This window comes from Actinomycetospora chlora, from assembly GCF_039542135.1.
In the GTDB taxonomy this organism is placed as follows: Bacteria; Actinomycetota; Actinomycetes; order Mycobacteriales; family Pseudonocardiaceae; genus Actinomycetospora; species Actinomycetospora chlora.
Genome location: NZ_BAABHO010000047.1, coordinates 1 through 14,464, shown reverse-complemented (window position 1 = coordinate 14,464; position 14,464 = coordinate 1). Strand labels below are relative to the sequence as shown.

The 14,464-nt window shown below is 75.2% G+C and carries 13 protein-coding genes; all 13 read left to right on the top strand.

The genetic code is table 11. The features are described from left to right. Positions 1 to 47 precede the first annotated feature (47 nt). Positions 48 to 2,099 (top strand): FAD-dependent oxidoreductase, encoded by a 2,052-nt coding sequence (locus ABD994_RS23690; RefSeq protein WP_345421163.1) that lies wholly within the window; start codon positions 48 to 50, stop codon positions 2,097 to 2,099. A gap of 111 nt (positions 2,100 to 2,210) precedes the next feature. Further along, positions 2,211 to 2,777 carry a hypothetical protein gene (locus tag ABD994_RS23685; protein ID WP_345421160.1) on the top strand — a complete coding sequence of 189 codons (567 nt, stop codon included), beginning with the start codon at positions 2,211 to 2,213 and terminating at the stop codon, positions 2,775 to 2,777. Beyond that, positions 2,728 to 3,759: an N-acetyl-gamma-glutamyl-phosphate reductase gene (gene argC, locus ABD994_RS23680; protein ID WP_345421295.1), complete on the top strand. Its 1,032-nt coding sequence runs from the start codon at positions 2,728 to 2,730 to the stop codon at positions 3,757 to 3,759. Before ABD994_RS23685 ends, argC begins: the two co-directional genes overlap by 50 nt. Further along, positions 3,756 to 4,916 (top strand): bifunctional glutamate N-acetyltransferase/amino-acid acetyltransferase ArgJ, encoded by a 1,161-nt coding sequence (gene argJ / locus ABD994_RS23675; protein ID WP_345421157.1) that lies wholly within the window; start codon positions 3,756 to 3,758, stop codon positions 4,914 to 4,916. The genes argC and argJ overlap by 4 nt, the downstream gene beginning before the upstream one ends. Before the next feature lie 17 nt (positions 4,917 to 4,933). Continuing rightward, positions 4,934 to 5,848, top strand: a complete 915-nt coding sequence (gene argB / locus ABD994_RS23670) for an acetylglutamate kinase (RefSeq protein WP_345421292.1) — start codon at positions 4,934 to 4,936, stop codon at positions 5,846 to 5,848. 3 nt (positions 5,849 to 5,851) lie between these two features. Further along, positions 5,852 to 7,060 carry an acetylornithine transaminase gene (locus tag ABD994_RS23665; RefSeq protein ID WP_345421154.1) on the top strand — a complete coding sequence of 403 codons (1,209 nt, stop codon included), beginning with the start codon at positions 5,852 to 5,854 and terminating at the stop codon, positions 7,058 to 7,060. After that, the gene (argF, locus tag ABD994_RS23660; RefSeq protein ID WP_345421151.1) at positions 7,057 to 7,995 is read left to right on the top strand and encodes an ornithine carbamoyltransferase; all 939 of its coding nucleotides are present in this window, start codon (positions 7,057 to 7,059) and stop codon (positions 7,993 to 7,995) included. The genes ABD994_RS23665 and argF overlap by 4 nt, the downstream gene beginning before the upstream one ends. After that, complete coding sequence (locus ABD994_RS23655; RefSeq protein ID WP_345421148.1) at positions 7,992 to 8,537, top strand: arginine repressor; 546 nt, start codon at positions 7,992 to 7,994, stop codon at positions 8,535 to 8,537. The genes argF and ABD994_RS23655 overlap by 4 nt, the downstream gene beginning before the upstream one ends. Then, the gene (locus ABD994_RS23650) at positions 8,534 to 9,727 is read left to right on the top strand and encodes an argininosuccinate synthase (protein ID WP_345421145.1); all 1,194 of its coding nucleotides are present in this window, start codon (positions 8,534 to 8,536) and stop codon (positions 9,725 to 9,727) included. Before ABD994_RS23655 ends, ABD994_RS23650 begins: the two co-directional genes overlap by 4 nt. Continuing rightward, on the top strand, positions 9,727 to 11,151 hold the full coding sequence (gene argH / locus ABD994_RS23645; protein WP_345421142.1) for an argininosuccinate lyase: 1,425 nt from the start codon (positions 9,727 to 9,729) through the stop codon (positions 11,149 to 11,151). Before ABD994_RS23650 ends, argH begins: the two co-directional genes overlap by 1 nt. Before the next feature lie 145 nt (positions 11,152 to 11,296). Next, positions 11,297 to 12,226 (top strand): lytic transglycosylase domain-containing protein, encoded by a 930-nt coding sequence (locus ABD994_RS23640; RefSeq protein ID WP_345421139.1) that lies wholly within the window; start codon positions 11,297 to 11,299, stop codon positions 12,224 to 12,226. 17 nt (positions 12,227 to 12,243) lie between these two features. Continuing rightward, positions 12,244 to 12,870: a DNA-3-methyladenine glycosylase gene (locus ABD994_RS23635; RefSeq protein ID WP_345421136.1), complete on the top strand. Its 627-nt coding sequence runs from the start codon at positions 12,244 to 12,246 to the stop codon at positions 12,868 to 12,870. Positions 12,871 to 12,892: 22 nt separating this feature from the next. Then, positions 12,893 to 14,173, top strand: coding sequence for a tyrosine--tRNA ligase (gene tyrS, locus ABD994_RS23630; protein WP_345421134.1), 1,281 nt, complete (start codon positions 12,893 to 12,895; stop codon positions 14,171 to 14,173). The last annotated feature ends 291 nt before the right edge of the window (positions 14,174 to 14,464 follow it).

Sequence of the window (14,464 nt, the reverse complement as noted above, 5' to 3'; positions counted from 1 at the left end):
CTGCCCGGGCCGGACCACCTCGACCCCGACAGCGAGGAGAGTCCTGCATGTCCAGCGCGCCCGAACCGCCGCTCCCCGACGACGGTGCCGACTCCTTCTCGACCGCGGACTTCGTGGTCGGCCGGGGAGCGCTGCTCGTCGTCGGGCCGGTGATCGTCGCGCTGCTGTGGGTCTTCGGCGCGCTGCCGGCCTGGGGCGCCGCGGCCCTCGGCGGCTTCCTGTGCGTGGTCGCCGTCGTGTTCCTCCTGCGGCTGCGGGGCCGCGGGGACGCCGGCGGCGAGGGCGCGCGCGTGCTGGTGGTCGGCGGCGGCTACGCCGGCCTGGTCGCCGCGCGGGCGCTGCAGGCCCGCCTGCCCGGCGGCACGCGCGGCGGGCGCCACCTCGGGTCGGGCGACGCCGAGGGCATCGCCTCGATCACGGTCGTGGACCCGCAGGCCCACATGACCTACCAGCCCTTCCTGCCCGAGGCGTCCGCCGGCGCGATCGAGCCGCGGCACCTCACGGTCCCGCTGCGCCGGGTGCTGCGCCGCTGCGACGTCATCACGGGGTCGGTCGCCTCGATCGACGACGCCCGCCACCACGCGGTCGTCTCCCTGCCGTCCGGCGGCACGCGGGAGATCACCTACGACGTCCTCGTCGTCGCGCCGGGCACCGCGCCCCGGCGGCTGCCGATCCCCGGGCTGGACGACCGCGCGCTGCCGTTCCGCTCGGTGACCGACGCGCTCGCCCTGCGCGACCACGTGCTCTCCCGCCTCGACGCGGCCGCGTCGACGACCGACCCGACCGAGCGGCGCCGCCTGCTGACCTTCACGGTCACCGGCGGCGGGTTCGCCGGCCTCGAGGTGCTCGGCGAGCTCGAGGACATGACGCGGCGCGCGGCCCGCCACCAGCCCGCGTACGTCGCCGAGGAGGTCCGCTGGGTGCTCCTCGAGGCGGCCGGGCGGATCATGCCCGAGGTCTCGCCGGCGCTGGCCGCCCGCGTGCACGCCCAGCTGCTGCGCCGCGGCATCGAGGTCCGCGTCGGCGCGAAGATCACCTCGGCCCACGGCGGGAACGTCGTGCTCGCCGGCGGCCCGGAGTTCGCCACCGACACGATCGTCGTCGCCGCCGGCTCCGTGCCGAACCCGCTGCTCGAGCGCACCGACCTGCCGCTCGACCCGCGCGGCCGGGTGCGCTGCGCGACCACGCTGCAGGTGCGCGACCGGGCCCACGTGTTCACCGCCGGCGACTGCGCCGCGGTGCCCGACGTGACCGTCCCCGTCGCCCGCGACGGCGAGCCCGTGACCACCGCGCCCACCGCCCAGCACGCCGTGCGCCAGGCCCGCCTGCTCGCCCGCAACGTCGACGCCTTCCTCGCCGGGCGGCTGCTCAAGGGCTACCGGCACAAGAACGCCGGCGCGGTGGCCGGTCTGGGCCGCCGGCGCGGAGCGGCCCAGATCGGCCCGCTGCGGCTCACCGGGTGGCCCGCCTTCCTGCTGCACCGGGCCTACCACCTGTGGGCCATGCCGACCGCGGACCGCACGGTGCGCATCGCCCTCGACTGGCTCGTCTCGGGCCTGCTGGGCCGCGACCTCGTCGCCGTCGGCCGCCGCGACGCCGCCCCGGTGCCCGAGACCGACGCCCCGCCCACGGTCGCGCCGCGCGTGGCGGAGGAGCCGGTCGAGCCCGCTGCCCCAACGACCGTGTCGGCTCCCACGTCGGCCCCCACGTGGGGCGCCGACCCGGCCGCGACCGGCTCCCGTCCGGTGGTGCCGACGCCGGTGGCCGGGTCGGACGACGCCCGCCGCCGCGACCCCGACTCGCAGGGCATCCCGGCGATGCACCTCGCGGCCCTGTCCGGCGAGCTCCCCGCGGTGCGCGAGCCGCACCCGTCGTTCCCGCCGTTCCGGGAGCCGTTCCCGTCGACGTCGTTCCGCGAGCCGACGCCGTCGCTGTCGTTCGGGGAGCCGCTCGGGGAGCCGCTCGCGGAGCCCTCCACCGGTTCGTTCCGCGAGCCGCACCCGTCGTTCCCGCTCGAGGACCGGCCGGACGACCGGCCCGAGGGCCCGCGCGCCCCGTACCCCTCGACCTCCCGGCCCCGCCACAGCCGCTCGAACTGACCCCCGAGCACGGGTTACTGGCTGGTATCGCTCGCTCAGCGAGCGATACCAGCCAGTAACCGCTGGACAAGTCGGGTGCGCCGCGCCGTCGCCGCGTGATCGCATGGCCGCGTGCACGTCGAGTTCTCGAAGCGCCCGGACGGCGGGTCGCTGGCGCTGATCGACCGCGGCGACGGCACGCGGTGGCGGCTGCGGTCGTACGACCGCACCGGCACGGCCCCGCACGACGCCGTCCACCTGGTCGGCGAGCGCGCCCTGCGCCTCGATCGCGGCCTGTGGGGCTCGATCCGCGCCGGGGCGCTGTTCGACAGCCTCGAGCTGGTCGACGGGACGCCGCGCCACGACCGCCGGCGACGCTCCGACGCCGTGCGGCGGGCGAACGCGGAGGAGCTGCGGCTCGCCGAGACGGTCGTCGGGGTGCTGGCGCAGTCGCTCGACCGCGACGGGCCGGCGACGAAGGCCGCGCTCGACGCCGCCTGGGGCATCACGCGGACCGGCCCGAGCCCCTACACGGCGGCGCAGGCCGCGACCGCGGTCGCCGAGCTGCGCGAGCTCCGCCGGCGCTGGCGCACCCTGGGCCCGGGGGAGACCATCCCGTTTGCATGGCTTTCCGAAGACCTGCATACTCATTCGCATGCGCGTCGCCGTGGCCGGAGCCAGTGGGTACGTCGGGGGTGAAGTGCTGCGGCTCGCGCTGGCCCACCCCGAGGTCGAGATCGGGGCGGTGACGGCCGGGGAGTCCGCGGGCACCGCGCTGGGGGCCCACCAGCCCCACCTCCCGTCCCTCGCCGAGCGCACGATCGCCGCGACCACCCCGGAGCAGCTCGCGGGGCACGACGTCGTGTTCCTCGCCCTGCCCCACGGGCGCTCGGCCGAGCTCGCGGCCCAGCTGCCGGACGATGTCCTCGTCGTCGACTGCGGCGCCGATCACCGGCTCACCGACCCGGCCGCCTGGCAGCGCTGGTACGGCGGCGAGCACGCCGGCGCCTGGCCCTACGGCCTGCCCGAGCTGCCCGGCGCCCGCGAGCGGCTCGCCGGCAGCCGGCGCATCGCCGTCCCCGGCTGCTACCCGACGGCCAGCACCCTGGCCGCGTTCCCCGCGGTGGCCGCCGGGCTGGTGCAGAACGACGTCAGCATCGTCGCCTTCTCCGGCACGTCCGGGGCGGGCAAGGCCGCCAAGCCGCACCTCCTCGGCGCCGAGGTGATGGGCTCGGCTACGGCGTACGGCGTCGGCGGCGGGCACCGGCACACGCCGGAGATCGTGCAGAACCTCAGCACGGTGAGCCCGCAGCCGGTGCGGGTGTCGTTCACGCCGGTCCTCGCGCCGATGCCCCGCGGCATCCTCGCCGTCGCGAGCGCTCCGCTCGCCGACGAGGACATCACCGAGGACCAGGTCCGCGAGGCCTACGCCAAGGCCTACGACGCCGAGCCGTTCGTGCACCTGCTGCCCGCGGGCGTCCAGCCGCAGACCAAGTCGGTGGTCGGCTCCAACAGCGTGCAGATCCAGGTCGCGGTCGACCCCGATGCCGGTCGGCTCGTGGTCACCGCCGTCATCGACAACCTGACCAAGGGCACCGCCGGCGGCGCGTTCCAGTCGGTCAACCTCGCCCTCGGCCTCGAGGAGACCCTCGGCCTCCCGACCACGGGCCTCGCGCCGTGAGCGTCACCGCCCCGCAGGGCTTCCGCGCCGCCGGCGTCCGGGCGGGTCTGCGCGCCCACGGCGACCGCCCCGACGTCGCCCTCGTCGTCAACGACGGCCCCACGCAGGTCGCGGCCGGCGTCTTCACCCGCAACCAGGTCAAGGCCGCGCCGGTGCTGTGGTCGCAGCAGGTGCTCCGGGAGCACGACCTGCGCGCGGTCGTCCTCAACGCCGGCGGCGCCAACGCCTGCACGGGTCCCGACGGCTTCGGCGACACCCACCGCACCGCCGAGCACGTCGCGGAGGTCCTGGGCTGCGGCGCGATCGAGGTCGCGGTCTGCTCCACGGGTCTGATCGGCGAGCGCCTGCCGATGGACGCCCTCCTCGAGGGCGTCGACGCCGCCGCCGCCGAGCTCGCCGACGGCGAGGACGCCGGCACGCGCGCCGCGACGGCGGTGCTCACCACCGACACCGTTGCCAAGGAGGCCGCGGCGAGCCGCCACGGCTGGACCGTCGGCGGCTTCGCCAAGGGCGCCGGGATGATGGCCCCGAGCCTCGCGACGATGCTGGTCGTCGTCACCACCGACGCGGTCGTGGACGCGGCCACCGCCGACTCCGCCCTGCGCGCCGCGACGGCGATGACGTTCGACCGCCTCGACATCGACGGCTCCACCAGCACCAACGACACCGTGCTGCTCCTCGCGTCCGGCGCCTCCGGCGTCGAGGCCGATCCGGCCGCGTTCACCGAGGTCGTCACCGAGGTCTGCGCCGAGCTCGCGCGGGGCCTGCAGGCCGACGCCGAGGGCGTCACCAAGCGGATCGCGGTGACCGTGACCAGCGCCCGCGACGACCACGACGCCCTCGTCGGCGCCCGCGCGATCGCCCGGGACAGCCTGGTCAAGACCGCGCTGTTCGGCTCCGACCCGAACTGGGGCCGGATCGCCGCGGCGGTCGGGGCGAGCGAGGCGCAGGTCGACCCGCAGAGCCTGTCGGTGACCGTCAACGGCGTGCTGCTCTGCGCGGCGGCCACGGCGGTGGGGGACCGGTCGAAGGCCGACCTCTCCGGCCCCGAGATCACCGTCGACGTCGACCTCGGCCTCGGCGGCGGGCGGGCCACCGTCCTGACCACCGACCTGTCGCACGCCTACGTCGAAGAGAACAGCGCGTATTCCACGTGAGCACCACCGAGACCTCCATCCCGGTCCCGCCCGACGTCCCCGACCACTACCAGTCCGCCGCGGCCAAGGCCGGCGTCCTGGCCGAGGCGCTGCCCTGGCTGCAGCGCTTCCAGGGTGCGGTGGTCGTGGTCAAGTACGGCGGCAACGCCATGACCGACGAGGGCCTGCGCCGCGCGTTCGCCGAGGACATGGTGTTCCTGCGCCTCGCGGGCATCCGCCCGGTCGTCGTGCACGGCGGCGGCCCGCAGATCACGAGCATGCTCGGCCGGCTCGGCATGGAGGGCGAGTTCCGCGGCGGCCTGCGCGTCACCACCCCCGAGACGATGGACGTCGTCCGGATGGTGCTGGTCGGCCAGGTGGGCCGCGAGCTCGTCGGGCTCATCAACGCGCACGGGCCGTACGCCGTCGGCCTCTCGGGCGAGGACGCGCGGCTGTTCACCGCCGCGCGCCGCACCGCCACCGTCGACGGCGAGCAGGTCGACGTCGGCCTGGTCGGCGACGTCGTCGACGTCAACCCGGCCGCCGTGCTCGACCTCGTCGCGGGCGGGCGCATCCCCGTCGTCTCGACGGTCGCCCCCGACGTCGACGGCGTCGTGCACAACGTCAACGCCGACACCGCGGCCGCGGCGCTCGCCGAGGCGCTGGGCGCGCGCAAGCTCGTCGTCCTCACCGATGTCGAGGGGCTCTACACCGACTGGCCGGACCGCACGAGCCTGCGCTCGCAGATCGACGACGTCGAGCTCGCCGCGCTCCTGCCGTCCCTGTCCAGCGGCATGATCCCGAAGATGGAGGCCTGCCTGCGGGCGGTCCAGGGCGGCGTGCCGCGCGCCCACGTCATCGACGGTCGGGTGGCGCACTCGGTGCTGCTCGAGGTGTTCACGAGCGCAGGGGTGGGGACGATGGTCGTCCCCGCCGACGGGAAGGAGGCATGACGGATGACGGCCACGCTCTCGGGTGAGGACCTCCGCCGCCGCTGGAGCGCCTCCCTCATGGACAACTACGGCACCCCGCCGATCAGCCTCGTGCGCGGCGAGGGCGCCCGGGTGTGGGACGCCGACGGGCGCGAGTACCTCGACCTGCTCGGCGGCATCGCGGTGAACCTGCTCGGCCACGCCCACCCGGCGGTCGTGGAAGCCGTGTCCCGGCAGGTCGCGACCCTGGGCCACACGTCGAACCTCGTCATCAACCCGCTGACCGTCGAGCTCGCCGAGCGCCTGCTGGACCTGCTCGGCCACGCGGGACGGGTGCTGTTCTGCAACTCCGGCGCCGAGGCCAACGAGGCCGCGTTCAAGATCACCCGGCGGACCGGGCGCACCAAGGTCGTGGCCGCCGAGAACGCCTTCCACGGCCGGACGATGGGTGCGCTCTCGCTGACCGGGCAGCCGGCCAAGCGCACGCCGTTCGAGCCGCTCGTGCCCGGCGTGGAGTTCGTGCCCTACGGCGACGTCGAGGCCCTGCGCGCGGCCGTCGACGACGACACGGCCGCGGTGTTCCTCGAGCCGATGCAGGGCGAGGCCGGCGTCATCGTCCCGGCCGACGGCTACCTGCGCGCCGCCCGCGACGTCACCACCGAGCGCGGCGCCCTGCTGGTGCTCGACGAGGTGCAGACCGGGGTCGGGCGCACCGGGCGGTGGTTCGCCCACCAGCGCACCGACGTGGTCCCCGACGTCGTCACCCTGGCCAAGGGCCTCGGCGGCGGGCTGCCGATCGGGGCCTGCATCGGGGTGGGCGCGGCCGGTGACCTGCTCGGTCCCGGGCAGCACGGCACGACGTTCGGCGGCAACCCCGTGTGCTGCGCGGCCGCCCTGGCCGTGCTCGACACCATCGCCGGCGAGGGCTACCTCGACCGCGCCACCGCGCTGGGTCGCGACGTCGCCGCCCGCGTCGAGGGCCTGGGGCACGGCCTGGTCGACCACGTCGACGCCGTCGGCATCCTCATCGGCATCGCGCTGCGCGAGCCGGTCTCCACGCAGGTCGCCGCCGCGGCCCGCGAGTCCGGCTACCTCATCAACAACGCGGTCCCCGAGCGCGTGCGGCTCGCGCCGCCGGTCGTGGTGACCGACGAGCAGGTCGACGGCTTCCTCGCCGCGCTGCCCGACGTCCTCGACCAGGGGGCCGCGGCGGCCGAGGCGGCCGGCTCGTGACCGCCACGGTGGGCACGACCGTGCGGCACCTGCTGCGCGACGACGACCTCGCGCCGGCCGAGCAGGCCGAGGTGCTCGAGCTCGCGGCGACGATGAAGGCCGACCCGTTCGGGCAGCGGCCGCTGGCCGGGCCGCGGGCCGTGGCCGTCATCTTCGACAAGAGCTCCACCCGCACGCGCGTGTCGTTCGAGGTCGGGGTGGCCGCCCTGGGCGGTACCCCGGTGATGATCGACGGGCGGGACGCCCAGCTCGGGCGCGGCGAGACGATCGCCGACACCGCGCGCGTGCTCTCGCGCTACGTCGACGCGATCGTCTGGCGCACCGGCGACGACGCGCGCATCCAGGAGATGGCCGCGTACGCGTCGGTGCCGGTGGTCAACGCACTGACCGACGGCTTCCACCCGTGCCAGGTGCTCGCCGACCTGCAGACGATCGTCGAGCACCACGGCCGCACCGCGGGCCTGGTGCTGACCTACCTCGGCGACGGCGCCAACAACATGGCCCACTCGCTGCTGCTCGGCGGCGCCACGGCCGGGATGCACGTGCGGGTCGCGAGCCCGACCGGCTTCACGCCCGAGCCGGCGGTCGTGGCCGCCGCCCGGGAGCGGGCGGGCCTGACCGGCGGCTCGGTGGAGGTCACCGACGACCCGGCCGCCGCCGAGGGCGCCGACGTGCTCGTCACCGACACCTGGACCTCGATGGGCCAGGAGTCCGACGGCCGCGACCGGTCGGTCCTCGTGCCGTTCCGGCTCGACGACGCCGCGGTCGCGCGGGCCCGTCCGGGCGCGACGGTGCTGCACTGCCTGCCCGCGCACCGCGGCGACGAGATCACCGCCGAGGTGATCGACGGGCCCGCGTCGGCGGTGTGGGACGAGGCCGGCAACCGCCTGCACGCCCAGAAGGCGGTGCTGACGTGGCTGCTGGAGCACTCGTGACGGAGACGGCGAAGGGCGTCACCAGCCGTGCGGCCCGGCAGGCCCGGATCGTCGCGCTGCTGACCGACCGGGCGGTGCACAGCCAGTCCGAGCTGGCCGCGCTGCTGGCCGCCGACGGCGTCGAGGTCACCCAGGCCACGCTGTCGCGCGACCTCGACGAGCTCGGCGCGGTCAAGCTGCGCGGCGTCGACGGCGGCGTCGGGCGCTACGTCGTCCCCGACGACGGCAGCCCGGTGCGCGGCGTCACCGGCGGCACCGACAGACTGTCGAGGCTGCTCGCCGAGCTGCTGGTCTCCGCGGACCACTCCGGCAACCTCGCGGTCCTGCGCACCCCGCCCGGGGGCGCGCACTACCTGGCCAGCTCGCTGGACCGGGCCGCGCTCGCCGAGGTGGTCGGCACCATCGCCGGCGACGACACGGTGCTCGTCGTCGCCCGCGAGCCCCTCGACGGGGCCGGGCTCGCAGCCCGCCTGCGGGCCCTGGGCACCAGGACGACGGCGCGGTCGTCCTCCGCACACGAGAAGGAAGAGGAAGAGCAGTGAGCGAGCGCATCGTGCTGGCGTACTCCGGGGGTCTGGACACCTCGGTCGCCATCGGCTGGATCGCCGAGGAGACCGGCCGCGAGGTCGTGGCCGTCGCCGTCGACGTGGGGCAGGGCGGGGAGGACCTCGAGGTCATCCGCAAGCGGGCCCTGGACTGCGGCGCGGTCGAGGCGGCCGTCGCCGACGCCCGCGACGAGTTCGCGGAGGGCTACTGCCTGCCGGCGCTGCGCGCCAACGCGCTCTACATGGACCGCTACCCACTGGTCTCGGCGCTGTCGCGGCCGCTGATCGTCAAGCACCTCGCCGAGGCCGCCCGCGCCCACGGCGCGACCACCGTCGCCCACGGTTGCACCGGCAAGGGCAACGACCAGGTCCGCTTCGAGGTCGGCGTCGGCGCGCTCGCCCCCGACCTCGACGTCATCGCCCCGGTCCGCGACTTCGCCTGGACCCGCGAGAAGGCGATCGCGTGGGCCGAGGAGCGCTCGCTGCCCATCGACGTCAACAAGCGCTCGCCGTACTCGATCGACCAGAACGTGTGGGGCCGCGCGGTCGAGACCGGCTTCCTCGAGGACATCTGGAACGGCCCGATCGAGGACGTCTACTCCTACACCGCGAACCCGGCCGAGCCCCGCGACGCCGACGAGGTCGTGGTCGGCTTCGAGGCCGGCGTGCCGGTGACGCTCGACGGCCAGAAGGTCTCGGTGCTGCAGGCCATCGAGCAGCTCAACCAGCGCGCCGGCGCCCAGGGCATCGGGCGGCTGGACATGGTCGAGGACCGCCTGGTCGGCATCAAGAGCCGCGAGGTCTACGAGGCGCCGGGCGCGATCGCGCTGATCACCGCGCACCAGGAGCTGGAGAACGTCACCGTCGAGCGCGAGCAGGCCCGGTTCAAGCGCCAGGTCGAGCAGCGCTGGGGCGAGCTGGTCTACGACGGCCTGTGGTTCTCGCCGCTGCGCCGCAGCCTCGACGCGTTCGTCGACTCCACCCAGGAGCACGTCACCGGCGAGGTCCGGATGACGCTGCACGGCGGCCGCGCCGTGCCCACGGGCCGGCGCAGCGCCCAGTCGCTCTACGACTTCAACCTCGCCACCTACGACGAGGGCGACCTGTTCGACCAGTCGCTGGCCAAGGGCTTCGTGCAGCTCTGGGGCCTGCCCTCCAAGATCGCCGCCAAGAGGGACCAGCAGTAATGCCCGAAGGCTCGGCCCTCTGGGGCGGCCGGTTCTCCTCGGGACCGGACGCGGTGATGGCAGCGCTGTCGAAGTCGACGCAGTTCGACTGGGTGCTCGCGCCCTACGACATCGCCGGCTCCCGCGCCCACGCCCGCGTGCTGCACGGCGCCGGGCTGCTCACCGACGAGCAGCTCGAGGGCATGCTCGAGGGGCTGGGGCGCCTCGCCGACGACGTCGCGTCGGGAGCGTTCGGGCCCGCGCCCGAGGACGAGGACGTCCACACCGCCCTCGAGCGCGGGCTCATCGAGCGGGTGGGGGAGGACCTCGGCGGGCGGCTGCGCGCCGGGCGCTCCCGCAACGACCAGATCGCCACGCAGCTGCGGATGTGGCTGCGGGACACCTTGCGGTCGGTCGTGCGGGGCGTGGCGGGCGTCGTCGACGCGCTGCTCATCCAGGCCCGCGCGCACCCCGAGGCCGCGATGCCGGGGCGCACGCACCTGCAGCACGCCCAGCCGGTGCTGCTCGCCCACCACCTCGGCGCCCACGCCCAGGCCCTGCTGCGCGACGTCGGGCGCTGCCGCGACCTCGACCGGCGGCTGGCGTACTCGCCCTACGGGTCGGGGGCGCTCGCCGGGACGTCGCTGGGCCTCGACCCGGCCGCGGTGGCCCACGACCTCGGCTTCGTCGACGCCGTCGACAACTCCATCGACGGCACGGCCTCGCGCGACCTCGCCGCCGAGGGCGCGTACGTGCTGGCCCAGATCGCGGTCGACCTCTCCCGGATCGCCGAGGAGGTGATCCTCTGGGCGACCGCCGAGTTCGGCTACGTGACGCTGGCGGACGCCTGGTCGACCGGCTCGTCGATCATGCCGCAGAAGAAGAACCCGGACGTCGCGGAGCTGGCGCGCGGCAAGGCGGGCCGGCTCGTCGGCAACCTGTCCGGGCTGATGACCACGCTCAAGGCCCTCCCGCTCGCGTACAACCGCGACCTGCAGGAGGACAAGGAGCCGCTCTTCGACTCGGCGGCCCAGCTCGCGATGGTGCTCCCGGCCATGGCGGGCATGGTCAAGACGCTGACGTTCCACACCGACCGGCTCGCCGAGCTCGCCCCGGCGGGCTTCACGCTGGCGACCGACCTCGCGGAGTGGCTGGTGCGCCAGGGCGTCCCGTTCCGGCGGGCGCACGCGGCGGCGGGGGCCTGCGTGCGCGCGGCCGAGGAGCGGGGCGTGGGGCTCGACGAGCTCACCGACGACGAGCTCGCCGCCTGCGACCCGGCCCTGACCCCGGACGTGCGGGCGGTGCTCACCGTCGCGGGGTCGCTGGCGTCCCGCGACGCCCACGGCGGCACCGCCCCGAAGCGCGTGGCCGAGCAGCTCGACCGCATCTTCGGCGCGGCCATCGAGGCCCACGCCTGGGCCGGCCGCTCGATCGAGCGCCGCTGAGGGGACCGTCAGCGAAGTGCCATCGCAGACGCTGAGCGTCCGTATCGGGACGTCGATCACCGACCGGGTGGTGTCAGCGGAGTGGCACCGCAGACGTTGAGTGTCCGTGACTCCCCGTCGATCACCGGTGCCTAGGCTCGTCGTCGTGCGAGCGGGGACGTGGGCGGCGGTGGCCGTCGTCGTGGTCGCGCTCGTCGCGGGCTGCGCCGGGAACCCGCCGCCGGGGCCGCCCCCGGGTCCGCCGGTCCAGCCCGCCCCACCGGCGTTCGCGGACGCCGTCGGCCCCCGCGGACCGTCCGTCCCCGAGGATCCCGTCGCGCTCGCCGCTGTTCTCGACACCGCGCAGCGGACCGTCGCCGACCCCGCCCGACCCCCGGGTGAGGTCGCCGCGGCTGCGCGGACCGCGCAGGTCGGCTACGAGGAGCTCGCCTTCCGCCCCGAGCGGCTCGCGCCCGTGCTCGCCGCGATGCCGGCGGACGGGGCGGCCGTCACCGACCGGATCGTCGGCGCCGGCCGGGAGCTGCTGTCCATGTCCCGGCGCGGGCCCGGCGACATGCTCCCGGCCTGGCGGATCGTCGCGCCCCTGCCGCCCGACCAGCTGCGGGCGGTCTACGCCGAGGCCCAGCAACGGTTCGGCGTGCCGTGGACGGTGCTGGCGGCGGTGAACCTCGTCGAGTCGCGGATGGGCCGGATCGCGTCGCACTCCGAGGCCGGCGCCCAGGGCCCGATGCAGTTCATGCCCAGCACCTGGGCGAGCTACGGGCTCGGCGGCGACGTCGCCGACCCGCGCGACGCGGTGCTCGGCGCGGCCAACTACCTGCGCGCCAACGGCGGGGCCACCGACGCCGGTCTGGACCGGGCGCTGCGGCGATACAACGACGACGGCCGGTACGTGGACGCGGTGCGCGCCTACGCGGCGGTGATGCAGGCCGACGAGCGCGCCTACCTGGGCTTCCACGCCTGGGAGGTCTACTTCCGGACGACGGCGGGCCGCGTGCACCTGCCCGTCGGCTACGACGAGGCCCAGCCGGTCCGGGCCGTCGACTACCTCGCGCGTCCGGGGACCGGGCGCTGACTGCGAGGATGGCGGTGATGACCCTGCTCCCCGCCGCCGACCTCGCCGGCGACGTCCTCGAGGCCGCGCGCCGGCTGCTCGGGTGCGTCATCGCCGCCGACACCCCCGAGGGCGAGGTCCGGGTGCGGCTGGTCGAGGTCGAGGCGTACCGCGGTGCCGACGATCCGGGCTCGCACTCCTACCGCGGCCGGACCGCCCGCAACGCCGTCATGTGGGGTCCCGCCGGCCACCTCTACGTCTACTTCGTCTACGGCATGCACTTCTGCGCCAACGTCACGTGTCTCGAGGACGGGGCCTCCGGCGCGGTGCTGCTGCGGGCCGGGGAGGTGGTCTCCGACCTGGGCGCGGCGCACGCTCGTCGCCCGACGGCCCGCGGCCGCGACGCCGAGCTCGCCCGGGGCCCGGCCCGGCTCTGCACGCTGCTCGGGCTCGACCGCGAGCACAACGGCGTCGACGTGCTGTCCGCGACGTCGCCGGTCCGGCTCGAGGCGGGGGAGCCGGTACCCGACGCCGACGTCCGGACCGGGCCCCGCGTGGGGGTCGCCGCCGGCCAGCAGCGCCCGTGGCGGTGGTGGGTGGCCGGGTCGCCCGCGGTGTCGCCGTACAAGGCGGGCCGGGCCCGGGCCGACGGTCCGGACTGGTGAGCCGATTCGGCAGACTGGACGCGTGACCGCACCGCACGTCCTCGACGACCTCGCCTGGCGGGGCCTCATCGCCCAGAGCACCGACCTCGACGCGCTGCGCCGGGACCTCGACGCGGGGATGGTCACGCTCTACTCGGGGATCGACCCCACGGCGCCCAGCGCGCACATCGGGCACCTGCTGCAGTGGCTCACGCTCGCCCGCTTCCAGCAGGCGGGCCACCGGCCGATCGCGCTGGTGGGCGGCGCGACCGGACTGATCGGCGACCCCAAGCCGACCTCGGAGCGCACGCTCAACGACCGCGACGTCGTCGCCGGCTGGGTCGAGAAGCTCGGCGCCCAGCTCCGGCCGTTCCTCGAGTTCTCCTCGGGGGAGAACGCCGCGCTGCTGGTCAACAACCTCGACTGGACCGAGGGGCTCTCGGCCCTGGACTTCCTGCGCGACGTCGGCAAGCACTTCCGCGTCGGCCGGATGCTGGGCAAGGAGGCGGTGAGCCGGCGCATGGAGTCCGAGGAGGGCATCAGCTACGCCGAGTTCTCCTACCAGCTGCTGCAGTCCTACGACTTCCTCGAGCTCTACCGCCGTTACGGCTGCACGTTGCAGACCGGCGGGAGCGACCAGTGGGGCAACCTCACCGCCGGCACCGACCTCGTCCACCGCGTCGAGGGACGCTCCCTGCACGCCCTCGGCACCCCGCTGATCACCAAGGCCGACGGCACCAAGTTCGGGAAGACCGAGAGCGGCACGGTGTGGCTCGACCGGGAGCTCACGAGCCCGTACGCCTTCTACCAGTTCTGGATCCAGGCCGAGGACGCGATGGTGGGCACCTACCTGCGCGCCTTCACCTGGCTGTCGCACGAGGAGATCCTCGAGCTGGAGCGGCTCACGGAGGAGAAGCCCCAGGCGCGGGAGGCCCAGCGGGCCCTGGCGCGGTCGGTGACGGCCCTGGTGCACGGGGAGGACGAGGTCGAACGCGCTGAGGCGGCCAGCCGGGCGCTGTTCGGCCGGGGCGAGCTCGCCGCCCTCGACCCCGGGACGCTCGCGGCCGCGATCGCCGAGATCCCCTCCTTCACCGCGACGCGCTCGGAGCGCCCGACGATCGTCGACCTGCTCGTCGGCAGCGGCTTGTCCGCGAGCCGGGGCGCCGCACGCCGGACGGTGGCGGAGGGCGGGGCCTACGTGAACAACACCAAGATCGAGGCCGACGACTGGGAGCCGGCCGACGCCGACCTGCTCCACGGCCGCTGGATGGTGCTGCGCCGGGGCAAGCGCAACGCCGCCGGCGTGGAACTCGTGGGCGCCTGACGGGTGGTTTCCCCGGCCGCCGGGCCGGGCACCAGGCGTGACCAGCGACGACGCGGTGATCCACCCCCCGCTGCGGGGCAGGTTTCCGGCGTGTGTAGAGTTCTGGTCATCGCAAGGTCAGGGGTTGTCCCCGGGGCCGGCGAACAACTAAGCTAGGAACTTCGCCCCCCAGGCGCTCCGTCTCTCGGACGGGTGCTAGGGTGGGGATCACCGCGAAGCGATCGGCCGGTAACGGTCGGGGGATTCGTGTGTGGTTGTCCTTTGAGAACTCAACAGTGTGCCGATGTTTGG